The 26156-nt window shown below is 63.9% G+C and carries 22 protein-coding genes; 9 read left to right on the top strand and 13 right to left on the bottom strand.

Features of this window, described 5'->3' with window-relative positions; translation table 11 throughout:
- Window positions 1-108 precede the first annotated feature (108 nt).
- The 6 genes from HYG77_RS15465 to HYG77_RS15440 form a co-directional block, all read right to left on the bottom strand.
- Window positions 109-1302, bottom strand: coding sequence for a glycerate kinase (locus tag HYG77_RS15465; protein WP_208963172.1), 1194 nt, complete (start codon window positions 1300-1302; stop codon window positions 109-111).
- Between the two features lie 181 nt (window positions 1303-1483).
- Window positions 1484-2578: a tartrate dehydrogenase gene (locus HYG77_RS15460; protein WP_208963171.1), complete on the bottom strand. Its 1095-nt coding sequence runs from the start codon at window positions 2576-2578 to the stop codon at window positions 1484-1486.
- 203 nt (window positions 2579-2781) lie between these two features.
- Window positions 2782-3339, bottom strand: coding sequence for a flavin reductase family protein (locus HYG77_RS15455; protein ID WP_208963170.1), 558 nt, complete (start codon window positions 3337-3339; stop codon window positions 2782-2784).
- The gene (hpaB, locus tag HYG77_RS15450; protein WP_208963169.1) at window positions 3336-4823 is read right to left on the bottom strand and encodes a 4-hydroxyphenylacetate 3-monooxygenase, oxygenase component; all 1488 of its coding nucleotides are present in this window, start codon (window positions 4821-4823) and stop codon (window positions 3336-3338) included. The genes HYG77_RS15455 and hpaB overlap by 4 nt, the downstream gene beginning before the upstream one ends.
- A gap of 97 nt (window positions 4824-4920) precedes the next feature.
- Entirely contained in the window at window positions 4921-5778 is an 858-nt protein-coding gene (locus HYG77_RS15445) for an alpha/beta fold hydrolase (RefSeq protein WP_208963168.1), read from the bottom strand.
- A 53-nt stretch (window positions 5779-5831) separates the two neighbouring features.
- Window positions 5832-6776 (bottom strand): 3-carboxyethylcatechol 2,3-dioxygenase, encoded by a 945-nt coding sequence (locus HYG77_RS15440; RefSeq protein ID WP_208963167.1) that lies wholly within the window; start codon window positions 6774-6776, stop codon window positions 5832-5834.
- Window positions 6777-7036: 260 nt separating this feature from the next.
- Here HYG77_RS15440 and HYG77_RS15435 point away from each other — a divergent pair, with 260 nt between their 5' ends.
- A complete protein-coding gene (locus HYG77_RS15435; RefSeq protein ID WP_208963166.1) occupies window positions 7037-7954 on the top strand; it encodes a LysR family transcriptional regulator in 918 nt (305 codons plus the stop codon).
- 155 nt (window positions 7955-8109) lie between these two features.
- Here the strand turns inward: HYG77_RS15435 and HYG77_RS15430 are convergent, their stop codons facing one another.
- From HYG77_RS15430 to HYG77_RS15410, 5 genes are all read right to left on the bottom strand, one after another.
- Complete coding sequence (locus HYG77_RS15430) at window positions 8110-9069, bottom strand: NAD(P)-dependent oxidoreductase (RefSeq protein ID WP_208963165.1); 960 nt, start codon at window positions 9067-9069, stop codon at window positions 8110-8112.
- Window positions 9070-9081: 12 nt separating this feature from the next.
- Window positions 9082-10431 (bottom strand): MFS transporter, encoded by a 1350-nt coding sequence (locus tag HYG77_RS15425; RefSeq protein WP_208963164.1) that lies wholly within the window; start codon window positions 10429-10431, stop codon window positions 9082-9084.
- A 613-nt stretch (window positions 10432-11044) separates the two neighbouring features.
- Window positions 11045-11587 (bottom strand): flavin reductase family protein, encoded by a 543-nt coding sequence (locus tag HYG77_RS15420; RefSeq protein ID WP_208963163.1) that lies wholly within the window; start codon window positions 11585-11587, stop codon window positions 11045-11047.
- Window positions 11588-11644: 57 nt separating this feature from the next.
- Window positions 11645-12448: an alpha/beta hydrolase gene (locus tag HYG77_RS15415; RefSeq protein ID WP_208963162.1), complete on the bottom strand. Its 804-nt coding sequence runs from the start codon at window positions 12446-12448 to the stop codon at window positions 11645-11647.
- Window positions 12445-13716 (bottom strand): LLM class flavin-dependent oxidoreductase, encoded by a 1272-nt coding sequence (locus HYG77_RS15410; RefSeq protein ID WP_208963161.1) that lies wholly within the window; start codon window positions 13714-13716, stop codon window positions 12445-12447. Before HYG77_RS15410 ends, HYG77_RS15415 begins: the two co-directional genes overlap by 4 nt.
- Before the next feature lie 181 nt (window positions 13717-13897).
- Between HYG77_RS15410 and HYG77_RS15405 the strand changes: the two genes are divergently transcribed.
- Window positions 13898-14839 (top strand): LysR family transcriptional regulator, encoded by a 942-nt coding sequence (locus tag HYG77_RS15405; protein ID WP_208963160.1) that lies wholly within the window; start codon window positions 13898-13900, stop codon window positions 14837-14839.
- A gap of 368 nt (window positions 14840-15207) precedes the next feature.
- Here the strand turns inward: HYG77_RS15405 and HYG77_RS15400 are convergent, their stop codons facing one another.
- Window positions 15208-16125 carry a LysR family transcriptional regulator gene (locus tag HYG77_RS15400; protein WP_208963159.1) on the bottom strand — a complete coding sequence of 306 codons (918 nt, stop codon included), beginning with the start codon at window positions 16123-16125 and terminating at the stop codon, window positions 15208-15210.
- Between the two features lie 107 nt (window positions 16126-16232).
- Between HYG77_RS15400 and HYG77_RS15395 the strand changes: the two genes are divergently transcribed.
- The 3 genes from HYG77_RS15395 (at window position 16233) to HYG77_RS15385 (ending at window position 20387) form a co-directional block, all read left to right on the top strand.
- Complete coding sequence (locus HYG77_RS15395) at window positions 16233-17486, top strand: MFS transporter (protein WP_244461331.1); 1254 nt, start codon at window positions 16233-16235, stop codon at window positions 17484-17486.
- Between the two features lie 133 nt (window positions 17487-17619).
- A complete protein-coding gene (locus HYG77_RS15390) occupies window positions 17620-19962 on the top strand; it encodes an arylsulfatase (protein ID WP_208963158.1) in 2343 nt (780 codons plus the stop codon).
- A 95-nt stretch (window positions 19963-20057) separates the two neighbouring features.
- Window positions 20058-20387, top strand: coding sequence for a DUF202 domain-containing protein (locus HYG77_RS15385; protein ID WP_208963157.1), 330 nt, complete (start codon window positions 20058-20060; stop codon window positions 20385-20387).
- A gap of 428 nt (window positions 20388-20815) precedes the next feature.
- Here the strand turns inward: HYG77_RS15385 and HYG77_RS15375 are convergent, their stop codons facing one another.
- Window positions 20816-22546, bottom strand: a complete 1731-nt coding sequence (locus HYG77_RS15375; protein ID WP_244461330.1) for an acetolactate synthase catalytic subunit — start codon at window positions 22544-22546, stop codon at window positions 20816-20818.
- A 119-nt stretch (window positions 22547-22665) separates the two neighbouring features.
- Between HYG77_RS15375 and HYG77_RS15370 the strand changes: the two genes are divergently transcribed.
- The 4 genes from HYG77_RS15370 (at window position 22666) to HYG77_RS15355 (ending at window position 26156) form a co-directional block, all read left to right on the top strand.
- Window positions 22666-23562, top strand: a complete 897-nt coding sequence (locus tag HYG77_RS15370; protein ID WP_208963154.1) for a LysR family transcriptional regulator — start codon at window positions 22666-22668, stop codon at window positions 23560-23562.
- A 99-nt stretch (window positions 23563-23661) separates the two neighbouring features.
- Window positions 23662-24642 (top strand): NAD-dependent epimerase/dehydratase family protein, encoded by a 981-nt coding sequence (locus HYG77_RS15365; protein WP_208963153.1) that lies wholly within the window; start codon window positions 23662-23664, stop codon window positions 24640-24642.
- Window positions 24639-25487 (top strand): alpha/beta hydrolase, encoded by an 849-nt coding sequence (locus HYG77_RS15360; RefSeq protein WP_208963152.1) that lies wholly within the window; start codon window positions 24639-24641, stop codon window positions 25485-25487. The genes HYG77_RS15365 and HYG77_RS15360 overlap by 4 nt, the downstream gene beginning before the upstream one ends.
- Window positions 25488-25547: 60 nt before the next feature.
- Entirely contained in the window at window positions 25548-26156 is a 609-nt protein-coding gene (locus HYG77_RS15355) for a cysteine hydrolase (RefSeq protein WP_208963151.1), read from the top strand.

Genomic DNA, 26156 nt, shown 5'->3' with positions numbered 1-26156 from the left:
TTGTGCGGCTGCAGCAGTGCGGATCGCCCGGCGTGAACTCTCTAGCTTGCCGGAACCCTAACGTAGTTGTTCTACGACGAACTTTGCATTCGTCGATCAGCTATGGTGCTAGGAGGACATGCGTGCCTCGGAAGCGCGTCGTCGAGAGTCGTCGTGCTGGAGTGGAGGCATCTTCCGGTGTCTCAGGCGCGCTGCGTCGTCACCGATCGCGCGGCCGATGTGGGTCAGCAGTTGCGCGGTCAGCTGGGAGTCGGTGGCTGTGTCCCGGTCGGTGTAGTCGCTGAGGACATGGATCTGCTCGAACCCCGCCGACTTCCATTTTTCCCGGAGAAGCGTGCTGCGCCCAGCGACCGCCACTACCGGGACCGGGCGGGCGCGATCGGTCAGGACGGTGAGCAACTTTCCGTGTCGGGTCTGATCATCGATACACCCTTCCCCGGTGACCACCAGATCCACACCGCCTAGGTGACTGTCGAAGTCGAGCAAGTTGAGGAAGAACTCGGCGCCAGAGACCAGGCCGGCCCCGAGGATCATCGCAGCGAAACCGATGCCCCCTGCGCTGCCCGCGCCGGGTCTGTCGGCCACCGACGTCGCGTGCGGATGACCGCTGCGGGCGAACGCCTCGACGAGGTTGCCGAGCCCGGCATCGAGCAGCAGCACGGTCTCGGGGTCGGCGCCCTTCTGCGGCCCATACACCTCAGCGGCACCTTCGGGCCCGGTGAGCGGGTTGGTGACGTCGCCCGCGACCACCAATTCGATGCCGGTCAGGTTCATTGCCCGGGAGGAATCGACAGTGTGAACCTGACTTAGCGTCCGCCCGCATGCTCCGAGTTGTCTGCCCTCGGCGTCGTAAAAGATGTAACCCAGCGCAGCGAGCATGCCCATTCCGCCGTCGGTGCTGGCGCTGCCGCCCAGAGCCAGCACCAACCGCCGCGGTGAGTGGCGGAGCGCCTGTCCGATGGCCTGGCCGAAGCCCAGACTGGAGGCGTCGCGGGGAACTTGACGCCCTCCAGGGAGGGTTGCCATACCGCAGGTATCGGCAACCTCGACCACGACAGTGCCGGTGTCGTCGCCGACCGCAATACTGCCGTAATGGGGTGTACCGGTGGCGCCGGCCACGGTCACGGGGTGCCGCGAGAATCCCGCGGCGACCGCGGCGTCGACACTGCCGTCACCGCCGTCGGCGAGCGGTAACAGAGCGCAGTCGATGCCCGCAGTCACCAATCCCTCGGCGACACAGGCGGCGACGTCGGACGCGGACAGGCTTCCCTTGAACTTGTCGGGAGCAACCAGAACTCTCACTGCTGTGTTCCTTCTTCGGTGGAGACCGAGCGAATCAATGGGAAAGGCAATCGGGGGCGTTACCGACCGAACGAAACCCGCTACTCCCGCTGCCAATCTCGTTGGAAGGTGGTCCGAGCTATCACTGTCCCCGATGTGGACTCGGTCGAATGACTCCGCGACCACATCGGGGACAGTTCTCTCAGGCTGAGGTCAGCGCGGTCTGCAGCGCGTGCACGATCGCCTCGGTGACGGCGTCGGTGTCCGACGAGCCGCCGATGTCGCGGGTCAGTGCTCCGCTCGCGGTGGCGGCCTCGATGGCGGCTTCGACGCGGCGGGCCTCGTCGTGCAGTCCGAAGTGGTCGAGCATCAGGGCGGCGCTGGCGATCGCGCCGATCGGGTTGCTGATGCCCTGGCCCGCGATGTCGGGTGCGGAACCGTGGACGGGTTCGAACATGCTCGGGAAGCGTCGTTCCGGGTTGAGGTTCGCGCTCGCCGCGACACCGAGGCTTCCCGCCAGCGCGGAGCCGAGGTCGGAGAGGATGTCGGCGTTGAGATTCGACGCCACCACCACGGACAGGTCCTCCGGGTGCAGGATGAACTTGGCGCTCATCGCGTCGACGAGGACGCTTTCGGTCGCGACGTCGGGGTAGTCGAGGGCGACGCGGTTGAAGACCTCGTCCCACAGGACCATGCCGTACTGCTGGGCGTTGGACTTGGTGACGCTGGACACCTTCTTCACCGTGCGGGTGCGAGCCAGGTCGAACGCGAACCGCATGATGCGCTCGCAGCCCTTCTCGGTGAACAGCGCGGTCTGCAGTGCGACCTCGTTGCCCGGTCCGCGGCCGCTGAGGTTACGTCCGCCGAGGCCGGCGTACTCGCCCTCGCTGTTCTCCCGGACGACGACCCAGTCGAGTTCGGTGTCGTCGGCCTTGCGCAGCGGGGACTGCACGCCGGGGAGGAACTTCACGGGCCGCACGTTGGCCCACTGGTCGAAGTTCTGGGTGATGTTGAGCCGCAGCCCCCAGAGGCTGATGTGGTCGGGGACGTTCTCCCATCCGACCGCGCCGAAGTAGATGGCGTCGAATGCCTGCAGGGTGTCGAGGCCGTCGTCGGCCATCATCTTCCCGGTCTGCTCGTAGTACCCGCATCCCCAGGGAAATTCTTCCCACTCGAAGGCGAAACGCCCACCGGACTGTTCTGCGAGGACGTCGAGCACGCGCCGTCCGGCAGCGACGACCTCCTTGCCGACGCCGTCGGCGGGGATCGATGCAATCTTGAACGTCTGCGGTGCCATGTCGTTGCCTCCATCGTGTCGTGCTCGTATCTAAGGGGGTCAGTTCGCGACCACCTGTCGGTGACAGTTGGTCGTGCTGAGGGGCGGCTGAGCCGGGATTTTCATCGGACAAGGGTGGTGCATCGTCCCCATGCGGGACGCAGCGCTGGGTCGTGCACGGACGGGGCCTCATTGCGTGGGGCCCAGTCCGTGCACGACGTCCGTCACCAAGGTGCGGACAGAAGCCATTCGTGAGGAGCGCGCTCCACGGCACGGTCCCATTCGTCTCGATTGATATCGAGGAAGGCTCCCTGACTGTAGAGAAGCGGCTCCCCGGCGGCGGTTCCCACGGTCATTACTCGTCCGAGCACGATCGCGTGGTCGCCGCCGTCGAGGACCGCGTACCGATCGCATTGTAGGTGTGCGAGCGCCCCGTCCAACAGCGGGACGCCTCCCCGTCCGCGATGGAAGGGGACGCCGGTGAACTTGTCGGCGGCGGGCCGCGCGAACGACAACGCCAGATCGGCCTGGTCGGCGGCCAAGACGTTGATCACGAAGCCGACCCCGGTGGTGAGCGCGCGATGCATGAACCGGCCGTTGTCGATGCACACCAGCACCAGGGGCGGATCGAGGGACACCGAGGAGAATGCGCTGACGGTGCAACCGATCGGCGCGCCGTCTTCGCCGAGTGCTGTCACCACTGTCACCCCGGACGCGAATCGTCCTACGGCGTCCCGCAATTGCGCGCCACCGATTGCACTGTCGATTTCCGCGGTGCTCATAACAGGGCACCCTGCTGCTCTGCGACGGCGGACACGGGATCCCCGGCCAGCTCGAGCGCCCGCTCGACGAGCCGGAACGAATTGGACTTGTCGTAGACGGTGTAGTTGTTTGCCAGCAGTCGAACGGGGTCGCCGGCGTAGTAGCGTTCGTATTGCAGTGCTCGCTGCCCGAAACCGTCGCCGCACAGGTCCCATGCAAGCTTGTAGAGGCGGACTCGGTCCACGGCGGCGAGCCCGTCGGCGCCCTTGAAGTACTTGTCGATGTCGTCGGCGATGGGGGAGGCGAAGTCGGCCGCGGACGGCATCATCAGCAGACCGCCCGCTCCCAGGGTCTGCAGGATCTCCATCACCTTCGGGTAGGTGGCGGACAGGTGCATGCGCAACGTCTGCAGTGCATCGAACTTCGGTCGTGCGGTCCCGCTGTTGGACAGCTCGAACTCCGTTTCGGCCGTGTTGATCAGCGCCCGGCAGATCTCGGTCGCTGCGATGGCTTCTCCCAGCTTCTGTTGTACATGCAGGAAGGAATCGATCTTCACCGACTGGGCCAGCTTCATCGCGACGCCGAGCGCGAACTGCATCTTGACCAACCCGCGCACGCCGGTCTGATGGCCGGTGTGCTGACGTAGGCTGGTTTCGATGTACATCGCATTGGCCAACGACACATCGCCGTAGAGGAAGACTCGGTCCCATGGAACGAGGACATCGTCGAACACCACCAGCGAGTCCGCCTCGTCGAAGCGGGTGGACAGCGGATGATCGAATCGGTTTCGGCTTCCGTCGTCATAGGGTTCGCGGGTGATCAGACGCAGGCCCGGGGTCTCGATCGGAATCGCGAAGACCGCCGCGTGCTTCTCGTCGCCGGCGCGAAGACTCGGCAGGTTGTAGATCACCATCTCGTCGGCCATCGGAGCGAAGGTGGCCAGCATGCGCGCCCCGCGCACTACCAGACCTTCGGGCGTTTCCCGCACCACACCCATGTGGAGGAACTCGTCCTCCTGCTCAGCGGAACTCTTCGAACGATCCGTCTGGGGTGTGATGAGTGCGTGAGTCATGAACAGGTCGTTGTCGCGCACGTACTCGAAGTAGCGCTGGACATTGTCGGCGAAACGCTGTCCCAGCCGATGGAACACGCCCGGTTCGTCGGCAAAGGCCATCAGCGTGGTGTTCATGAAGTCGGGGGAGCGGCCCATCAGGCCGAGTGTCGCCTCGGACCAGAGGGTGAATGCCTTCCGTCGGTCGACCAGATCCTGGTACGAGCGCGGGGGGACGAATGCGGTACCGATCGGGCCGTTCGGTCCTGGCCGGACCAGGACATCGGAGTACTCGGGGTCGTGCTGCATGTCGTAGAGATTTGCGATCTGCTCGATGGGTAGGCGCAGTGAGGGGTGCTGGGTGACATCGGTGACGCGTTCGCCGTTGATCCAGACCTCGCGAGGAGTGTTTTGAAGTCGTGCCTTGTACTCGGCGCCGGTGCGAATTGCCATGATTGTTTCCTTCGTCGTAAGCATCTTGTTGTGGGACAAGCGCTGCGGTCGTGCGGGTAGTGCGTAACAGGGTGTTGAAAAACTGTTCGGGGCAAGGCTATTCGGCCAGAAATGCGAGCACCATCTTGTTGAACTGGTCGTACTGTTCCCACTGCGGCCAGTGCCCGGCGTCGGTGATCAGTTCGAATCGTCCGTCGGCGATCTTCGAGGCCATCTCGATGCCCGCCCCCGCCGGTCCGGAAGGGTCGTCACTGGTCCAGACGACGAGCGCCCCGTGCGGCACGGCGGCGAATTCTTCGTCTGAAATTCGGTTCCGTAGTCGAATCTCCGGGTCCTGCAAGCACAGGATGTGCCGCATCGAGTCGCTGAAGCCCGGCCGCGAGTAGATTCCGCGCCTGATCTCCACCAATTCGTCGGTCACCCGGCTGTTGTCGGCCATCAACCACTCGAGGCGTGCTCGTACCCGTTCCGGCGTGGGATCGTCTGCGGCTGCCTGGGACAGGCTGCGGATACGTTCCATCACCTCGGGGGTGGACATCGTCCCACCCGGAGTGTTCAACACCAGTTTGCCGACCCGATCGGGGTGGGCTGCTGCGAACTTCACGGCGATCCAACCACCGAGGGACTCGCCGTTCAGGTGCGCCTTCTCGATGCCCAAGGCATCCATCAGGGCAACCAAATGCTCGATGTAATCCACCATTTCGAGATTGCTGTCGGCCAGCGTGGTGTACCCGTGGCCGGGGTAGTCGAAGGCGACGACGCGGTAGTGTTCGGCGAAGGCGGCGAGATTGCGTGAGTACGCCTCGAGATGGCCGCCGGTTCCGGCCATCAGGATCAGAGTCTGGGGCCCGTGCCCGGCTTCGAGGACTCTGGTACGCCACCGACCGACCTGTACGTATTTCACGGTGAAGTCGAGTCCGGGAAACGACGTCCATACCGAGGTACCGATGCTCATAGGTGAAACTCCTTACGCAAAAATCGATTTGACTTGCTGGAAACGGATAGGGCTCATGCGCGAGTCGGTGCCGCCGTGGCCACGGCGAATCCGGCGATCCACTCGGGGATCGCCCGGTAGAAACTCGACCGCACCTGGTAGGCGCCGGCCGCGGACAGAGCGGCGAACGCCGCGATCCACGTGCGGACCTCGTGGGAAGAATGGCCCGCGTTCTCGATGAACCAGTCATTTCCCCACGAGTCGACCTGGTCGAGCTCTCCTGAGGCGAGCACGTCGAGCAGGTCCTGATCCCAGCGCGGGTTCAGCGGCTGGATGGTTGCGAGACCGGCAGAGAAGTCCTGTGCGACGTCGACCACGCGCCGAACACGCTCTTCCTGCTGCGCGGGGGTGGGATTGCGACCGTCGATCAGCCGCTCGCGCACATGCTCGGGCGCCGACTGGAACTGCGGCACCGGCGGATCGTGGGAGAGCCCGCCGGAGCCGATCAACAGGACGCGCCGGTCCAGCTCGAGCGCGGCGCGGCCGACCGCTTCGCCCAGCTGCCGCACACGCGACACCGGTCCGAGAGGTTCGCCGACACAGTTGATGAAGATCGGCACGGTTGGACGATCGGTGAGGGACCCGGTCAGGAACTCGAGTGCCTGCGAGAATCCGTGGTCGACGTGCATCCGTTCGGAGAAGGCCACATCGAGGCCGCTTGCCAGGACGGACCGTGCCACGCGGTGTGCGGCATCGCGGTCTACCGCCAGCGGTCCCGAGAGTGTGCCGAAGTCGCCCACCGCCTGCGCTGCCGCGCCGATGCAGAACGGTGGGAGCATGTCGTAGAAGACGCCGTTGTAGTGATCCGGGGCGAAGATGATCACCAGTTCGGGATCGAACTCGTCGATGAATGCGCGAGCATCCGTGAACGCGGCCTGCACCTCGGCGACCACGGTAGCGTCGGGGTCGTTCTTGCCGATCAACGGCGAATGCGACATTGCGCAGAGAGCAACGGACATCAGGTAACTCCTTGGTGCGCGCGAGCGTATGAACGCCGGAAGGCTTCTCGCGCCGTTGGTGAATCGGGTGGAACGTCTCGTCCGCCCGGTTGGGTTGTCGTGTACCTCACAACTGGTTCTGTCTCTATTAATCCGTCACTTCGTCCTGGCGTCCATGACCGAGATTCGATCCCGCTTATAGTTAACTTCTATCTAGTGGTGCAGCATGATGGTTGATCCGTCGACGGCAACCCCACACCCGCCACACGGAAGGACCCCAAATGGACGCACGGCAGCTCAAATACTTTCTGGCGGTGGTGGACCACGGAGGTGTCAGTCGCGCGGCGGACGCTCTGCTGATCGCGCAACCATCGCTCTCGCATACGATCTCCACCCTCGAACGCGAGCTGGGAGTGCCACTATTTCATCGGATCGGTCGTCGACTGACGCTCAGCGATGCCGGCGAGACCCTGATCGGCCCGGCTCGAACCGTGCTACGCAACCTCGACGACGCCAAGGCATCCGTTGTTGCCCTCAAGGAACTCCGCGCAGGCCGGATCGACCTGATCACGATGCCCTCCTACGGCATCGAGCCGTTGTCCACCATCCTGACCGCGTTCACCGATCAACATCCCGCGGTGACGTTCAAGGTGGAGACAGCGCCGAGTCCAGCCGCGGTGGTGACGTCGGTGCGGACCGGCGCATGCGAGATCGGCCTCCTCGGCGCATCGGCGCCAGTACGCGAACCAGAGCTGGACGTGGTCGAGCTCGAGGTGCAGCCGCTGGTCCTCATTTCCGGTCCGGGCGCCATGGTCCCCGCCGGTCCACAGATCGAGCGGTCGGAAATGGCCGGAATGCGGCTGATCGTGTCACAGGGCGGCTCGTTGATGCGCTCACTCGTCGACGATGTGCTCTCGAACGGTGTTGCCGCGACGATCATCGCAGAATTGGCGAATCGGACCTCGATCCTGCCCTTGGTGCTGAGCGGATTCGGTCAAGCAGTGCTTCCCGCCGCGTGGGCACCATTGGCGCGACGAGCAGGCGCCCAGGTTCATCGCATCGTTCCGGAAAGCAACCTGCACGTCGTTGCGGCGTGTCGCCGCAGTCAACTCACTCCTCCTGCCGCCGCACTCATGGACGACATGCGCGCGTACGCCGTGCAACCACGAACCTCGTGGGAGGAGATGACCGGCGGATAGGGCCGAAGAGAGCCTCGGGAAACTGCTGGCGGCCGGGGCGGGGCAGGGATCGTCGATCACTGCCGGAGGTTCGCCCGCGCCAAAGCGGACATGGCCTTGCAGGAGCCGACAGTTGACTCCTGCAAGGCCATCTGGCCGCGGCCGAACCAGAATGTTCAGTAGCCGGCTGCTGTGTCCACCGCCCCTGTCAGCGGGCGGTGATGACCGAACCTCTGTACGTTCTCGGTCACCCGTTCGGCGAACCGGGGAAGGCGCATGACCATGGTGTCGGCCGTATGCGGGGTGATCAGTGCCCGCGGATGCCTCCACAGACGATGGCCGCGGGGGAGCGGCTCCGGATCGGTGACGTCAAATCCGACGCCGGCGAGCTGCCCGGCCTCGAGCGCTGATACCAGTGCGTCGGTGTCGATGAGTTCTCCGCGCGCGATGTTGACCACGATTGCGTTCGGCCCGAGACACTGGAACTCTCGTTGGCCGAGCAAGGTTCGGGTCCGCGACGTCAGTGCTGCCGCAACAATCACGACGTCGGCGTCCGCGAGGGCCTCGGGGAGTTGGTCGACGCCGAGCGTGCGATCGGCGGTGACGACGTCGATGGGCCGTCGCCGTACGACAGTGACGTGTGTGGAGAAGCATTTCAGCAGTCGGACGGTTTCGAGTCCGACCCCACCGGCGCCGACAACGACGGCGCGGGAACCATGGAGAGAGCGACCGGACGGCTCACCCCAGCACGCCGCGCGAGCGCGTTCGGGAACATCGCGCAGCAAAGCCAGGACAAGGGTCAGTGCATGCTCGGCGACCGATTCTGCGTAACACCCCTTGGCGCTGGTCCACGTCAGGTCCGGTCTCCGGACTATTGCGGGTAGGAAGAGATCGACTCCCGACCGGGGTAGCTGTACCCAGCGAACCCCACTTCGGTCGAGGGTGCGCAGTTCGGTGTCGAGGTCCATCGGGTCCAGCGCGAAATCGACGACGACACCATCGGCTTCGGCGGGATCGGCGACGGTGACACCTCCTCCCCGGGAGATCGCTGTGGTCAGTTCAGGGGTTGGCTGAGGCAGTACCGCGATCCGCGGTGAGAACGGCGCAGGTGCATCGCCTAGCGGGGTCCGGTTCACTGAGACGGCCCCTTACGAATTCACGAGCGTGGTGGAGTGATCGTCACCGTGCGCCGATGGATCCTTCGCTGCCTCGGGACCATGACGGAGGCCGACGAGGTCGGCCCTGCGGATCGCGAGCGCAGCACACAGTGAGATCAACCCTGCGCCGGCGATGTAAAGGCCCACAGCGAACGGCGAATCGAATCGTTGGACCAGGTACGTGGCAACGAACGGTGCCGGACCTCCGCCGAGGATCGCTCCGAAGGCGTACGCGAGGGACGCTCCGGAGTACCGCACGCGGGTGGGAAACAGTGAGACGAACACCGCCGACTGCGGGCCCATGGTCAAGCCCAGGCTGATGATCAGCAGCAGCGCGGCCGGATACATCAACAGGACCCGTCCCGTGCCCACCAGCAGCATGCAGGGCACCGCTACCAGCACCTGCAACATAAACCCGGCGATGAACAACGCCCGGCCACCCACCCGATCGGTCAGGTAGCTGGTCGCGAGAATGACGGCGACCCAGAAGACGGATCCGACCACCTGCACCAGCAGGACATCGGTCCGGTCGATGCCGAGGATGTTCGTCGCATAGGACAGCAGGAACGAGATGATCATGTATCCGGCCATGTTCGTCCCGAGGAAGGTGAGCGTGCCGATCACCAGTGGACGCTTGTGCTGCCTGAAGATGTCGATGATGGGTGCGCTCTCCTGTCGTGACTGTGCCTTCATCGCACGAAATTCCGGGCTCTCGTCGATCTTGGTGCGCACGTAGTAGCCGATGGCAACCAGCAGGATGCTGACGAAGAACGGAACCCGCCACCCCCAGCTCAGGAACTCGTCCTCAGTGGTGAACTGCGCGACAAGTAGGAAGCTTCCCGTGGCGAGGACGAGGCCGACCGGGGTACCGATCTGGACGGACCCGCCCCACAGCCCGCGCTTGTTCGCCGGGGCGTGTTCGACCGCCATCAGCGCGGCCCCTGCCCATTCTCCGCCGGCGCTTATTCCCTGGAGAAAGCGGAGAAACACGAGAAGGATCGGTGCCCAGATCCCGATCTGGGCGTAGGTGGGAAGAAGCCCGACCAGAAACGTGGAGATTCCCATCAGCGCGAGAGTCAGAACCAGCATCTCTTTGCGGCCGATCTTGTCGCCGAAGTGACCGACCACCGCACTGCCGAACGGGCGAGCGATGAACGTGACACCAATCGTCGCCATCGAGGTCAGAAGTGCGACCGCGGGATCCATGGCGCCGAAGAACTGCGAACTGAACACCAGTGCGGCGGCTGTGGCATAGACGAAAAAGTCGTACCACTCGATTGTTGTTCCGATTGCACTTGCGCCAAATACTTTTCGCTGCTGTGCGGGTCTTGATCCGGTCATCGGATGCCTTTCGTGCCTTGTAGGTTCCAGAGCGGGCTCGTTCGTCCGCCGAGTTGATATGACGAGCCTTCAACAGGGCCCACGCGAGAACGTAGGGATGCCGGGAGGATGGCGCGGTGCGCGATCGGGGAGTCTGGTTCGGTCGTCGGTGATCCGCGCAGCTGCACTGGAGCTCAGTGACGCCCGATCGCACGGTCCACTCAGCACTGGCTGCCTCAGCGAATCTCGAGGCGATCGAGACGGCGCCGCAACCTCCTCGTCGTGTTATCCGTGTCACATCAACCTCGTTCATATAACGCGGGCAGTGCGGGCAGCGTCCATGACCAAGATTCGATCGGGCTTATAGAAAGCGACTATGTCCACGGGCTATGTCGGCAACAAGCGTGCGTCGATCGCGGCCGAATCGACGACAAGGACAGGTCTCGCCGGATCGCGACCACACCGGCCTTTGCGCTTCGGGTCCGAGACGAGTGACGGCAACACAAATCCCCTGTTCCCCGATCGACGTCCGTCGATCGGGGAACAGGGGAGTGCAGACCAAAGTCAGTCACGAGGCGCCGATCTGGCTTTTGCGCGCATTGCCGTCCCGATGAAGTATGCGCAGACCGCAGCGTCAGTCGGAAGCGTTCAGCTGCGAGGTTTGCCCCCGGTAGTACACCAACGGGCGTTGGTCGCTGAACTCGACGGCGGTGACCCGTCCGATCATGCCCAGGTGATCACCGGCCGCGAAGACGTGGTCCTGTTCACAGAGCACGGTGGTGACGGCGCCTTTGATGGTGGGAATCCCGTGGTGGTACTCCCACTCGCCGAGCTCGAACTTCGCACCGTCAAGTCGCGCGAAGCCGTGGCAGATGTCGGCTTGGTCCTCGGCGAGCACGTTGACGCAAAACCGCTGACAGCGACGGAGTTTGGTGAACGTCGACGATCCGGAAAACACGAAGAAAGCCACCAGCGGGGGATCGAGGGATACCGATGTCAGCGATCCGATCGTCATTCCGACAGGGCCGTCGTCGCACAGGGCGGTGACCACGGCGACGGAGGTGGGAACGCGGCCCATTGCTCGGCGGATCGTTGGCGCATCGACATGAGGGTTGCGGTCCGTCGACCCGGTTTCGGGTCGGTACGGCGCCGCTGAGCGGTCCAATGCGGTGATCATGTTTGTTCTCCTTGGGTGTCGTGCACCCGGCTGGGAAGACACCGGTAGTTGCTCGAATCAGACGAGGAACTTGTCGACGGCCTCGACGGTGTCGTCGAGTCGTTCGACCTGCGGAATGTGTCCGCAGTTCTCGATGACCGTGACCGTGCTGTCGGCGATCAGCTTGTGGAACTGATCGGCGTACTCCACGGAGACCAGCTTGTCGTTACGGCCCCAGACGACCAGTGTGGGGGCGGCGATCCGGTGCAGGCGGTGCCGCAAGCCGCGGTCCGGGATCGGCCAGACGAACTTCCCAGTACATCCGAACGCCCAGATCATCGACGCGGCCGCGGCCTGCTGCTGTTCGACATCGTCGGACGGGACAAGCATCGCCTGAGCGGCCGGGCTGGTGGGGTTGTCGAAAAGTAGATCCGGAAGCTGATCGGGAGGCATCGCGATCCAGTTCGCGGTCGGGGCAGTGTCAGTCCACAACCCGATCGGGTCCAGCAATATAAGTTTGTCCGGCAAGGCCGGGAACGCGGCGGCCAGTTCGGCACCGAGCATGCCACCGAAGGACTGCCCGACCACTACGGGGCGTTCAAGCCCGAGTTGTCGGACCAATTCCTCGTAGGCCAGGACCATGTCGCTGAGGGTGTCGATGGTGTGGATGGCGTACGGGTTGCCCTCGCTGGTGCCGGGGAACTCAGGAGCGTAGACGGTGTAGCGGGAGGCTAGGTGAAACAGGAATGGGTCCCATGCCAGTCCGGCGGCCGGGTGCAGGTAGAGCAGTGGGGAGCCTGCCCCCACGACCTTGACGGTAATTTCGAGCCGGCCGCCCCAGATGTCGACTGTCTGCTCGGTGATGGTGGTGGGGGTGCTCATCGTGCGTTCGCTCCTGCCTGGCTCGTGGAGATCGTGTCGTAGGCAATGGGTGTGCCACCGAGGCGGCTCGGCCACCAGTGGTGTTCGTGTTCAGTCTCGCTCCACAACACCCGAAGCCGTGGCAGCACTTCCTCGGCGAACAGCTGGATGTTTTTCATCACCAAATGTCTAGGAAGCGAACCGAATCCGAGCATGGCGTGCAGGTTGCCGATGCCGTATTCGCGACAGAAATCGAGTAGTTGCTCGGCAACGGTGTCGGGGCTGCCTACTACCACCACGCCGGCCTCGACTAGATCGCGGAAGGTTGCGGTGCGCATGCGGTGGTAAAGGCCGAAGTCGCCGGGATCCTTGATCAGGGCTTTGACGCCGTTGATGTCGATGGCACCGGGTAGGCCGAGCTTTTCCATGGGGATCGAGCCCAGGCCCTTGCGGAACGCATACTCGGCGTGCGGGCCGTATTCCACCTCTGCGCGTTCGTCGGTCTCGGCAACGGCGATGGTCTGCAAGAAGCCGATACGGTTGGGGTTGCGCGGCACTCCCACCTCGTCTGCCTGCTCCCACAGACGGTCGAAGATCCGCTTGCCGGTCAGCTTGGCTCCGAACCAGCTCAGGTAGTTGAACCCGAATCCGCGTTCCAGACACAGGCGCATAGTTCGGGGATTACCGATGCCGGTGATCCACACTGGGACCTTCTCCTGCAGTGGACGCGGCCACATGTTCACCATCGGGTACTGCGAATACCGCCCGTTCCAGGCGAAGGGTTCTTGCTCGCGCCAGGCGCGCAGTACCAGTTCCAGGTTCTCGTCGAACCGGGGACGCACTTCGATCGGCGGGATTCCGTTGTTGATGTTGGCGTCGTAACTCAGGCCCACGGTGAGGCCGGCCACCAGGCGGCCGCCACTCATCACGTCGATCATCGCGTACTCCTCGGCGGCCCGGAGCGGCTCGCGCGCCTTCCCGAGGGACCGTCCCATCGGATACACGGCGACCTCGAGCCCCTCCGCCTCGGTCATGTAGGCAAGTGCGCTCGAGACCAGGTCCGGGTTCGGCACCATGTCGTAGCTGCTCTGCCCGTGCTCGGTGACGGCGACGCCGTCGTAACCGCTGCGGGCGCCGAGCATCAGCTCGTCCATGAAATCCCGGAATGACGAATACATCCCGTCCCTGGTGGTCAATGAGTACGGGATGCTGCATACCGACTCATACTTGGACTCGAAGTCCTCCGGCAGATATCGGTACGGCGCCTGCAGGAACAGGTTGACTTTCACGTGTTCTCCTCCAGTGAGTGCGATCAGGACGTCCGGAGTCGTCCCGGCGGCTGAGATGGGGGCACGACCATGCATGGTTGTGATCCAACTCTCATCTGTGAGGCTAGGAGCGCGTGACCTAGATGTCTAACACCTGTAAGTTCAGTTATTGAGACCTTTCAGATCTAGATTTGGGGTGGGTGTGGAACTTCGTCATATGAAGTACTTCGTGACCGTGGTGGACGAAGGCAGCTTCACCCGTGCGGCTGAGCGGTTGTCGATAGCCCAATCCCCGCTGTCTCACCAGATCCGCAAACTCGAACGCGAGCTGGCGGTGACCTTGCTCGAACGCACTACCCGATCTATCGCTCTGACCGAAGCGGGTCGGGTCTTCTACGACCGCTGTGTCACACTGCTCGCCGCCACGGACGACGCGATGGACTCAGCCCGTATGGCCGCTCGCGGGGAGATGGGGGCGCTCTCTCTCGGGTTCACCGGCGCCGCCACTTACGATCTGATGCCCAACCTCGTTCGGGCCTATCGCGAACGCAATCCTCACGTCGAGCTCACTCTCCGCAGCGAGATGCTCACCCCAGACCAAGTCGATGCCCTTCTCGATGGCACCCTGACTGTCGGGTTGCTCCGCCCGCCGGTCAAGGTCCCCGGCATCGTGGTTGAACACCTGCGTAACGAGTCTCTGATGGTGGTGATGCCGGTGCAACACCCGATGGCTACCTACACCGCCATCGATCTCCACGACCTGGCGGAGGAAACGTTCATCGGATATCGCGCACCTGCGACGATGTACGAGACACTCGTCAACACTTGCAAGCAAGCTGGTTTCGTACCAAATATCAAGCAGCAGATTGCCGAGACGTCCACTCTGGTGGCTCTGGTGGCCGCCGGGCTCGGAGTGGCGCTCGCCCCCGAATCGGTCCGGCATCTGCGGATGAACGGCGTCACGTACCGGCCGCTACGATCTCCGAAAGCGACTGTCCCACTGGCGCTCGCATATAGGGAAGACGCAGTGGGTCCGCTCGTTCGGCGATACCTCGACACCGCGCGGACCGTCTTGCGAAGCAAAAAGCTCATTAACGTTGCTCCACACGAGGATGCGTTCGGCGAATACGTCGACACCATCTGACTGGTACGCGTACGGTGCGTCACCGCTCAAGATCCCGTGCTCATCACGGCAGCGACGCCGCCGTGTTTTACACACGGGTCGCGGAAGCTGGATCTCGTGCTGACGGATCGTCGCGCAACCCGGCTGGCTCCAGGAAGGTAGCGAACTTCGCCGAGATCATCGAACCGCTCGCCTCGCGCCATCGCGACACCGTCCTCACCCGCCAGCGGGTCGGCGCCTCCACCGGCACCAAGCTCGACGCGCTCCGGGAGGGGGCATTACCATTTTCCCTTCGACTTCGAACGACGTGGATTCCAACGTTGCCGGCGAGGGAACGGCCCTCCGTTAGCAGGCGATTGGCTATCGCGGTCTGGGCGATCCGGGTCGGATCACGCAGTCGGATGCGCCGGGGCCGCCGCGAACGCCGTCCCTGCCCAATCCACCAAAGCTTGCAGGTTGGGGGAGGGGATGTTGCTGGGGGCGTGCGCGACGACAACAGAGTTTTCCGGCAGTGAGTCAGTGATGGGCAGGTAGACGAGCGGAAGATTATCGACGAAAGTGTCGGTGGGAGGGCGGCCCATCAGGAACGAGAACCCCGCCTTCCGCGCAACTAGTTCGCGCACGGTTTCGACATTGCTGCTGACAATTCGGATCCGAGACTCGACTCCGGCGTTCCTCAGTAGTGACTCGGCGATCTCCCGCGTCGGCTCCAGTCCCAGTAGGACTGCGGGTTCGCCGTCGAGCATTTCGAGGTTCACCGAGTCGGACTGCGCCAATGGATGATCCGCGTGGACGACGACGTGCAACCGGATCGGCAACACGTGATGAGTGGTGACGGCACGCAGGGCATGGGCGGCATGAATGAAGCATGCGTCCAACTCCCCCTCGAGGAGCCGCTTTTGAAGCACCGTGGGGCCCGCCTCGACGAGTTCGATGTCCAGCGCGGCGTGCAGCATGCCGAAGTCTTCCACCAGCCGGGGAACGAGCCATGGTGAAAGTGGGTCGTAGCAGCCGACCTTCAGGGTGCCCACCAGTTCGCCATGTACGCGTTGCTGCGCGTACCGCAAGGTTTCCACGTCGGTAAGTATTCGGCGTGCTTGCTGGGCGACCCACGTGCCGGCCGGAGTCAGTTTGGCCCCCCGGGCCTTGCTGCGCAAAGCCACCTGCACGTGCAGACTCTGCTCGAGTTGATCCATTGCGATCGAGACGCCCCCTGGCGACACATGGCAACGCCGCGCCGCCGCGGTCAATGACCCGGTCTCGGCGATGGCGACGAGGTACTCGAGCTGACGCAGGGTGACCGCCATCTTTAATCCTTCTCAACACAGACTCTAGATACTTGTGATTTTCAAACAATGTTAGCTGGGACATAGTCGAACCAGCGCGAGTCTCGACTATCCAGAACAGGACATCCATGCTCAGTAAATCGGCCAACGGCTCGGCCTCCTCACCAGCCCAGTCCGGGGTGCATCCGCCGGCGGAGAGCTTCAACACCAAGCACATGCGCAAGGTGCTGGCGTCGAGTTTCATCGGCAGTGTCATCGAGTACTACGACTTCCTGCTGTACGCCACTGCCGCTGCGCTCGTCTTCGGCCCGGTGTTCTTCAGTAACCTCTCCCCAGCTGTTGCGACCTTCGCATCCTTCGGAACCCTGGCGGTCGGATACCTCGCCCGGCCCCTCGGCGGCGCACTCTTCGGCCACTTCGGCGACCGCGTCGGACGAAAGCACGTTCTGGTCATTTCCATGCTCACCATGGGCATAGCCACCACTTGCATCGGACTGCTGCCGCCGACCGCGAAGATTGGCGTCATGGCACCGATCCTGATGGTGCTACTACGAATGGTGCAGGGCGTAGCCGTGGGAGGGGAGTGGGGCGGCGCCATGCTCGTCGCACTCGAGCACGCACCGGCAAAACGCCGCGGGTTCGCCGCCAGCTTCGCGAACATGGGCGCGCCGGTGGGCACCATGCTGGCAACCTTGGCGGTCAGCGCGGCGACCTTGCTGCCAGATGACGACTTCCTCACCTGGGGGTGGCGGATCCCCTTCCTGCTGAGCATCCTGCTCGTCGGGGTCGGACTCGTTATCCGCCTGACGGTCGCCGAAACCCCCCTGTTCCAACAGCTCGAGGAGCAGCACCGCACGCGGAAACTTCCGATCTGGGACGTGATCACCAACTACCCGCGAAACCTGCTGCTCGGGACCCTCGCCGGAATCAGCATCTGGTCGACCGCAGGCATGGTGACCGTGTGGGGTGTCACCCATGTGGTCGAGGCCGGCGCGGACAAGACCGGTGTCCTCAACGCCAAAGCGCTCGCCGCAGTCGGGGCGCTGATCACCGTGTACATCGGTGCACGACTGAGCGACCGATTCGGACGCCGTCCCGTGATGATCGCCGGGGCCGGCGCCGGCGCCGCTCTCGCCTTGCCAATGCTCTGGCTGCTCGATCTAGGCACCGTCACCGCCTACGCGCTCGCGGTCATGCTGGGTCAGCTGATCCAAGGGTTCATCTTCGGCCCCTTCGCGGCATTTACAGCAGAACTATTTCCCACACACGTCCGCTACACCGGAGCCTCGGTCGCATTCCAAACCGCCTCCACCATCGGTGCCGGCTGCACACCAGCAATCGCCGCCGGACTCATGGTCGCGACCGCGGAAACATCACCGTAGTTGCCATCGCCTGGACGGCGACCTTCCTGGTGTCCATTGTGGCCATCCGCATCGTGTCAGAAGGGCGTACCCGAGATCTGCAATCAGACGAGGGCTACCGGTGAAACCACAACGACGAAGGAAAACGCCCAGCATGAGCGAGCGCACGCACTCGACCCCCACCCCGCCTCCCGGCAGCCGCGGATACGAAACCTTCACCGGCGCCGTCCACGAGCTCGCATCCCAATCCCGGCCCGCCTGGCCCGCCGAGGTCCGGGCGCCCGCCGACGCCCCCAACATCATCGTCATCCTCCTCGACGACATGGGATTCAGCGACATCGCCCCCTTCGGCAGCGAGATCGACACACCGTGGGCAACGACGCTGGCGGAGACGGGCTACCGCCTGACAAACTATCAAACGACACCGGTCTGCTCGCCCGCACGAGCGGCCCTGCTCACCGGACTCAACCCGCACCGAGCCGGGTTCTGGTCCGTCGCGCATTCCGATCCCGGATTCCCCGGCGCCACCCTCGAACTCGGTGACAGCGTCCCCACCCTCGCCGAGTCACTCAACGCCGCCGGTTACGCCACCTTCATGGTGGGCAAGTGGCACCTGACCAAGGAATCGAAGCTCCACGACGCGGCAGACAAATCGTCGTGGCCGATCCAGCGCGGCTTCGACCGCTACTTCGGGTGCATGGACGGATTCACCCAGCTACACCACCCACACCGTCTCATCCGGGACAATTCCGCCCTCCAGATCGACGACTACCCCGACGGCTACTACCTCACCGACGATCTGACCAACAACGCCGTCGAGATGATCAACGCTCTACGTGCCAACGACCCGACGAAGCCGTTCTTCCTCTACTACGCGCACCAGGCCGTCCACGGACCACTGCAGGCCAAACCTGCGGACATCAGCAAATACCACGGCACATACGACGGCGGATGGGACGCCGTCCGCGCACAACGATTCGCAAAACAACTGCAAGATGGCCTCTTTCCCCCCGGGACCGAATGCGCCCCACGGAACTCCGAGGCGGGAATGGCAGTCCCCGAATGGCAGGACCTCGAACCGGAACAGCGCGATCTCTATGCGCGGTACATGGAGGTCTACGCCGCCGCCGTGGACAACGTCGACCAGAATCTGGGCCGACTGATCTCGCACCTGAAAGACCTCGGTGAGTACGACAACACCATCATCGTGTTCACTTCCGACAACGGTGCCACCGGAGAAGGAGGGGAGGAAGGCACTCGAAGCTACTTCAGCAGGTTCGGGCAAAGCGCCGGACTGCCCGAAGAATGGCAGGTCGATGTCCCCCGCGACCCCGCGCTGATCGGCGGACCACAGACATGCGTCCACTATCCGCGCGGATGGGCCTATGCCTCGAACACGCCCTTCAGGCTCTACAAAGGCCACACCTACGCCGGTGGGATCCGAGTACCGATGATCATCTCCTGGCCGCAGGGACTGCCCCGCCATGATGACGACAACGGCATCCGCAACCAGTACGCCTACGTCTCGGACCTCGGGCCGACTCTCATGCAACTCGCCGGAGTCAAACCGCTGACCGAACGACACGGACTCGCCGCCCCCGAGATCGACGGCATGTCCTTCGAACCCTTCCTCCGGAACAAGGACAAGGAAACGGAGCACTCCACCCAATACTCGGAGTACACCGGCCGGCGCGCATACATCGACAACGACTGGAAAGCCCTCACCGCCAAGAACTACGGACCGGACTGGGCAACCGACGAATGGAAGCTCTACAACCTCCGCGAGGATCCCACCGAGATCACCGATCTAGCCTCCCAGCATCCCGAACTCGTCCATGAGCTTTCCGAGAAGTGGCGCGACGCTGCCTGGTCCAACACGGTCTTCCCACTCAATGACGACGGATCGATGTCCAGGCTTCGTCCTGCCACTGAACGACGACTCGAGACCCCTGTCGTCCTCTACCCGAACACCCCGACCCTCGAGAGGTTCCGCTCCTCCAAACTGATAAAACTTCGGTCCTTCGACATCGAAGTCGTATTCGACGCAGACGAGCATTCCCAGGGGGTATTGCTCGCACACGGCGATCAAGGCGGCGGATACAGCTTCACCGTGCAAGACCGCGAAGTGACATTCGCCTACAACCAGTACGGCCGCATGATCTATCGCCACCTCCCCATCGACGCTGGCATCACCCACACCCTCACCGCGTCCTTCCAGGCACAGTCCGATCTAACCTGGTCGGTCTCGCTAGCTCTCGGCGAAATCACTGTGAGTATCGATCGAGTGCTACAGCTTTGCGGAATGGCACCTTTCACGGGGATCAGCGTCGGGGCAGACCGCGGTGGCCCTGTCGATTGGAACACCTTCGCGCAACATCGCAGCTTCCCGTACAGCGACCGCATCTACCACGCCCGCTACCTTCCCGGTCCCAAGGCCGCATACAACCCGGAGCAACTCATCGAGATCGAACGGGCGACAATCGCGGTCTACGAGTAGATCTCTCGCGATCACAGATGTCACCACGGTTGCCGGTCAGAGCGGCAGCCGTGGTGACCTCAGCTCCATAAATCGGATCAACCGTCAGGACAACGATGACCGACCGGGAACCGGACTATCGCTTCACCCTCGCCAATGAGCGCACCTTCCTCGCCTGGATTCGCACTTCATTGGCATTGCTCGCCGGCGGCGTTGCTGTGGGGCAGCTGTTTGCGACGGGTGTAGACGATTTCGGCCACAAGTCTCTCGGAGCGGTATGCGTCGGCTTGGCCGCTACTCTCGCCCTGGGAGCCTTCCACCGGTGGCGTCACGTTCAAGCCGCGATGCGCCGCGACGACCCACTACCCGGATCAGTCATGGTGTATCTGACGATCGGCGGTGTCTTCGCCGCCGCCACCGTCTGTGCCGTCCTTGTAGTTGCATGACCCCACCCCCGCGAGATCCGGGTCTGCAGCCTGAACGCACAACACTGGCATGGCGGCGCACAATGCTCACGGCCACAGGCGTCGCGGCGATCTGTGCCCGAGCCTGCGCGCACAGCCCATCTCGGTACCTTGTCGCCGCCACCGTAATGCTTGGGATCGCGTCACTGGCCACTGAATTCGGCTTGGCGATCCGACGTCGGCGATATCAGCGCAATCCGGCCGATAGCCAACCTCATCCGACAGCCGTAGTGCTCATCATCTGCACGGCACTCTGCGCGAGTGCTGCCTTGTACCTACTGGCCCTTCTCGGTCCCTCTACGGAGTAACCCACGTGACGCACGCCCTGCGCAGACGGGCCACAGAGGTGTGCGCGCACGTGCGCTGCGCCACGGGTCCTGCAGGTGTCCGGTGCGTCTGCGCGGCAACTCCTACTGTGACATCACCTCATCCGAGACACCGCTCCACCCGGTAATTGGCGGATAGGCGTGGGGATCGCAGATGATCTCCACCAGGGTGGGTTTGCCGGATGCGACCGCCTTCGCCAGCGCATCACCGACCTCGTGGGCGTCGGTGACGCGAATACCGTCTGCGCCGCAGGCCGTCGCGATGGCAGCATGATCGACCGCGGCGAAGTTGACGGCGCCGGTGTATTCGCCGAATTGCACCAATTCCACGTGCTTTTGGAACCCGAGGATGCCGTTGTTCAGTAGCACGACAACCACGGGAAGGTTCTCTCGTACCGCGGTCTCGAACTCCGACCACACATGCCCGAATCCGCCGTCGCCGGTGAGGCAGAGGACGGTTGCCTCGGGTCGAGCGGCCTTGGCTCCGAGCGCCAACGGCATGCCCCAGCCGAGGCCGGCGAGTCCACGGGGCGAGAGGAATCGCTGTCCCGGGCGGCGGGAGCGAAGGTAGTTTCCCATCCAGATGCTGGAATAGCTCGCGTCCGCGGTCACAATGGTTTCGCCATCTTCGAGCAACTTGTTGACCTCATGGGCGACGAGCTCTGGGCGCACCAGGCCCGCGGCCGGGGTGACGAGCTCGCTTACTGCGTTCTTGTGATGGATGCGGGCTTCGGCAATCTGCTGACGAACCGACGCCTCGCTGGCCTGCCGCTTGCCGAGATCGCGGTCCTCGAGTGCTTCGAGGAGGTCGGCAAGGGCGAGTCGCGCGTCGCCGACGACGCGGATCGCCTCGTAGTTCCGGCCGACCTCATTCGAGTCGACATCGATGTGGACGAGCTGGGTGCCGTCGGAGATCAAACTCCACGCATCGGTCCCGTTCTCATTGGTACGGGTGCCGACGAGGACGATGAGGTCGGCGTCGGTAACCATGGAGCGCAGGTGATGGGTGGCTCCGGTCGGGCCCATGTAGTTTCCGACGACTCCCACCGACAGCGGATGCCGTTCGTCCACAGATCCCTTGCCCATGTTCGTCGTCGCGACCGGCAAGGATGCACGTTCCTGCAGTGCCGCGAGTATTTCGGCGGCGCCGGACAAATGCACCCCGCCGCCCGCGACGATGAGTGGGCGTTCGGCGGCTGCGATCGCGTCGGCCGCTTCGTCGATCCTGTCCGCCGCGGGGCGGACCGGATCGAGGGGAAATCGTCCCAGGACTGCCGTGCGGCGACCGGCGTCGACGGCCGTCTCGAGCAGAACGTCTCGGGGCAACATGAGAACTACCGGGCCTGGCCGCCCCGATGTTGCAGCAGTGATCGCCATGTCCACGTAATCATCTACGCGGGCCGGATCATCGAGGACCCGCAGCCACTTCGAGCATGAGCGGAAGAGGTCGGTGTGGTCGAATTCCTGGAAGGCGTTACGGTCGCGGTTGCCGCGAGGAACGTCCTGTACAAGCGCCAGAACCGGAACAGATGCCTTCGTCGCCTCAGCCAGGGGTGGGACGAGCAGCGTGGCCGCAGGCCCATTCTGCGCCGCTACCACCGAGATCGTGTTGGAAACACGCGCATAGCCATCCGCCATTGTGCCAGCGGCATTTTCGGTTCGGTAGGCGAGCTGTCGAATCCCGAATTTCGGAGCGGCCAGCATCAGCGCTGACGGCAGACTCTGGCCGAAGATGACGGTGACGCCGTGCCTCTGCAAGGCGGCCGCCACAGCTTCTGCGACCGTGAGTGAAGGTCGGGGAGGTTGCTCAGACACGTGGTTGCCCTTCGTCAAAGTTGTCCGGCGTGTTGCCTGCACTCAGCGTGCGGCAGGATTCCCCGCGGCGTCCAATAGGACTCTTTGCGATCGCGAGAAGCAATGTTTATCGTCGTGGTGTGAATCTCCGGCGGCTCGAGTACTTTGTCGTCCTGGCGAGGGAGCTGCATTTTGGGCGCGCCGCCGAACGTCTGCACCTGGCTCAGCCGGGACTGTCCCAGCAGATCAAGGTATTCGAGAAAGAATGCGGCGTACAGCTGTTCGAGCGAAGCTCACACGGTGTACGGCTGACCGAGGCCGGGCGGGTACTGCTCGAAGAGGGGCCGGCCATCCTCAGCCAGGTCGAGCGCACTCTCGACCGGGTACGAGCGGCCGGACAGGGCCACACCGGCTCGTTGCGGGCCGTCCTGACCCGGTCGGTTGCGTTCGGGCTGCCCGACACGATCGTCACGGTCTTCCGAGAACGCCATCCCGCCGTCGAAGTCACCACCGATGTCGCTTGGACCGCACGAAACGTGGACATGCTCCGCGCCGGTGAAGTGGACGCAGCCTTCGTCCGACTCCCTCTTCTCGACGCTTCCGACCTGGGAATACTGGTGCTGGGCGACACCGAGGCGGTGGTGGCGTGCCCCGCCGACCACCCCTTGGCGGCGAAGCACCGAATCGAGCGCTACGACCTGCGCGACCAAACACTCATCAGTTGGCCGCGAGCACAAGCACCCGGATACTTCGACGAAATGCACCGCGCCATCTTCGGCGGCACGCCTCCATCGAAGGTTCTGTGGGAGCCGGACCCAGAGCACCTGCTCGCCGCCGTCGACTCCGGCCGCGGAGTGGCTGTGGTCGACAGTGAGCGGGCATCGACCCTGAGGTCTGATCGCGTGGTGATCCGCAAATTCGCCCTCCCGATACCGAGGTTCGAATTCGGTGTGGCGTGGAATGCACGCTGGGAAGAACCGGTGCTGTCCGCCTTCCTCCGTGTGTGCCGGGAGCTGTCGGGCAGCGGCGATCACTAACGCTTATCGCCGAGCCTCAGAGTTGTATTGGACGCAGATCTTCACGGCGTGATGCCCTTGGTGCATGAGATTCAGCGATTGCAGCGGAGGTCGTGCATCATGAAGGTACTGGTCATGGGGGGTACCCGATTCGTCGGAGTCCTCGCTGTACAGCGGTTGCTCGACGCCGGACACGAGGTGACGGTGTTCCACCGCGGAAGCCGTCAACCCGACTGGACCGGAAACGTGCGCTCGATCCTCGGAGACCGTAACAACCCGGCAGACATGGCCCGCTTGGCAGAGGGCCGCTTCGAGACCGTGCTGGATCTTTCCGCCTACACCGGCGACCAGACGGCATCTCTGCTCGCAGCACTTCCGGATGTCGGACGCTGGGTGCACTGCTCCACCGTCAATGTGGTGCGGCCGAGCCCAGTTCTGCCGTGGCCGGAGGAGATCGATTACGGCCCGCACCCACTCTGGGGGAACTACGCGATCGACAAGATCGCCTGCGAGCGCGCCATCCAGAACTCACGTGCAGATGCACATTCGGTCATCATTCGCCTGCCTCTGGTCTTGGGTCCACTGAACTTCATCCCCCGCGAAGAATTCGTCCTCAACCGCATCCTGGACGGCGCCCAGATCCTGCTGCCCGGGGACGGGCAGGCAGTGCACCAATACATCTACCGAGACCACGCAGCGGAGGCTCTCGCCCGCGCTGTCGACCTGCCGGGAGAAGGATTCGACGTCTACAACGTCGCATCCAAGAGGTGCAACACCTCGCTCGAAGGATTTGTCGACGTCTGCGCCGAAATCCTGGGTCGTCCGGCGGACACCCGCACCGTCGGCGGCGGGCCGACCGGAGAAGACCGAGCCACCTTCAACAACGCCGACTGCGTGTTCCCGTTCAGCAACGAGAACACGATCTTGGCGATCGACAAGGCGGAGCGGGCGGGTCTGGTGTCACCATTCATGGACATCCGGGAGATGATCGCCGCCGCATACGACGCCCTCCTCGCGCACCCCGAGCGCCGGCATTGGACACGCACCGACGCTGAACAGCGCGTCCTCGCGCGACTGGACACGGTGGAGGCCAGATCGTGACAGCGCTCGGGCACACCCGGGCTTACGAGGTCGGCGGGCACACGCTCAACGTCGTCGACGCCGGCGCCGGACCTGCAATCGTGCTGCTGCACGGGGCGGCGCCCGGAGCCTCCGCGGCAGGTACCTGGACTTCCCTCGCGCCCCTGCTCGCACGATCGCACCGGGTCATCGCGCCCGACTTCCTCGGCTTCGGCGGCTCGGACAAACCACTCGGTCAGCCCTACGGAGTCGATCTGTGGACGCGGCAGACACTGGCGCTCGCCGACACCCTGGGCCTGGAGCAGTTCAGCGTTATCGGAAACTCGCTCGGTGGCCGCGTAGCACTCCAGCTCGCGCTGGATGCGCCGGAGCGGATCGAACGGCTGGTGGTGATGAGCACCCGCGTCGCACCCTCCAGATCGCGGGCGCAGAAGTTACTCCGGGACTATCGGCCTGACCGCGACTTGATGCGAGAGGTATTGCGCGAGTGCTTCGCCCACGATGCCGCTACTGTCACCGACCGGCTCGTCGAGGCGCGCTACGCACTCAGCGCCCAACCGGGTGCGCATGAGGCGATCCAGACCTTCTTCGGCGCCGGCGCATCGGCACCGGAGGAGTTCGAGCGTGAAGTGACCGCCCTCCGACATCAGACACTGGTACTGCACGGTCGACACGACAAGGTTGTGCCCGTGTCGAACGGCATCCGCCTAGCCGAGTTGATGCCCCACGCTGAACTGCACGTCTTCGCTGACGCCGGCCACTGGTTCCCCTCCGAGCGGGCCACGGCGTTCCACTCCCTGGTCACCGACTTCTTCGCGGGAACACCCGCCCACACGGAAGCGGTCGACACCGTACGGCTGAACTAGGACGAGCGCCGCCGCCAACTGCCTCTCCGGCCAGCTACATCCCACGCACAGGAGTCCACCATGGAACTCGACCCCCGCAGTACCGCCATCATCGCCATCCATTGCCAAGGCGATGTGGTCGGCCCCACCGGAGCCCTTGCCGGACTGTTCTCGCAACAGATCCGGGAACGAAACGTGATCAATCGAATCGGCACCGTGCTCGACGCGGGACGTCGGGCCGGATGCACCGTCGTTTACACCCGCATCGCCTTCCGGTCCGACTACTCCGACCTGATTGCCAATTCCCCCATCCTGACGGAGATTCCCAAGCTGGGATGCATGCAGGACGGAACATCGTCGACCGAGATCATCACCGCACTCGAACCAGATCCCACCGACATCCTCATCACTCATAAACGCGTCGGCGGATTCACCGACGAGTTGCACTCGGTGTTCACCGCACGGGGAATCACCACAGTGCTGTTCAGCGGCGTCGCGACCAATGTCTCGGTCGAAAGCACCGCCCGAGCGGCCACCGACCTCGGCTACCGAGTGGGCATCATCGACGACGCCTGCTCGGCGGCCACACCCGAAGCTCATACCGCCGCTATCGCGTCCCTGAGCGTGCTCGCCACCATCACCTCCGTCGGCGAGGTCACTCGATCGCTGACCGTACTCGCCCCGCGCTGA

Origin of the sequence: Rhodococcus sp. ZPP (genome assembly GCF_017656075.1) — a bacterium.
GTDB classification, from domain to species: domain Bacteria; phylum Actinomycetota; class Actinomycetes; order Mycobacteriales; family Mycobacteriaceae; genus Rhodococcus_F; species Rhodococcus_F oxybenzonivorans.
This window is presented reverse-complemented; position numbering and strand designations above follow the sequence as displayed.

Bases quoted from the DNA above. Each gene is read 5' to 3' on its own strand.
- HYG77_RS15460 (WP_208963171.1), bottom strand. From the start codon at position 2,578: ATGGCACCGCAGACGTTCAAGATTGCATCGATCCCCGCCGACGGCGTC.
- HYG77_RS15455 (WP_208963170.1), bottom strand. From the start codon at position 3,339: ATGAGCACCGCGGAAATCGACAGTGCAATCGGTGGCGCGCAATTGCGG.
- hpaB (WP_208963169.1), bottom strand. From the start codon at position 4,823: ATGGCAATTCGCACCGGCGCCGAGTACAAGGCACGACTTCAAAACACT.
- HYG77_RS15445 (WP_208963168.1), bottom strand. From the start codon at position 5,778: ATGAGCATCGGTACCTCGGTATGGACGTCGTTTCCCGGACTCGACTTC.
- HYG77_RS15440 (WP_208963167.1), bottom strand. From the start codon at position 6,776: ATGTCCGTTGCTCTCTGCGCAATGTCGCATTCGCCGTTGATCGGCAAG.
- HYG77_RS15435 (WP_208963166.1), top strand. From the start codon at position 7,037: ATGGACGCACGGCAGCTCAAATACTTTCTGGCGGTGGTGGACCACGGA.
- HYG77_RS15425 (WP_208963164.1), bottom strand. From the start codon at position 10,431: ATGACCGGATCAAGACCCGCACAGCAGCGAAAAGTATTTGGCGCAAGT.
- HYG77_RS15420 (WP_208963163.1), bottom strand. From the start codon at position 11,587: ATGATCACCGCATTGGACCGCTCAGCGGCGCCGTACCGACCCGAAACC.
- HYG77_RS15415 (WP_208963162.1), bottom strand. From the start codon at position 12,448: ATGAGCACCCCCACCACCATCACCGAGCAGACAGTCGACATCTGGGGC.
- HYG77_RS15400 (WP_208963159.1), bottom strand. From the start codon at position 16,125: ATGGCGGTCACCCTGCGTCAGCTCGAGTACCTCGTCGCCATCGCCGAG.
- HYG77_RS15395 (WP_244461331.1), top strand. From the start codon at position 16,233: ATGCTCAGTAAATCGGCCAACGGCTCGGCCTCCTCACCAGCCCAGTCC.
- HYG77_RS15390 (WP_208963158.1), top strand. From the start codon at position 17,620: ATGAGCGAGCGCACGCACTCGACCCCCACCCCGCCTCCCGGCAGCCGC.
- HYG77_RS15385 (WP_208963157.1), top strand. From the start codon at position 20,058: ATGACCGACCGGGAACCGGACTATCGCTTCACCCTCGCCAATGAGCGC.
- HYG77_RS15365 (WP_208963153.1), top strand. From the start codon at position 23,662: ATGAAGGTACTGGTCATGGGGGGTACCCGATTCGTCGGAGTCCTCGCT.
- HYG77_RS15355 (WP_208963151.1), top strand. From the start codon at position 25,548: ATGGAACTCGACCCCCGCAGTACCGCCATCATCGCCATCCATTGCCAA.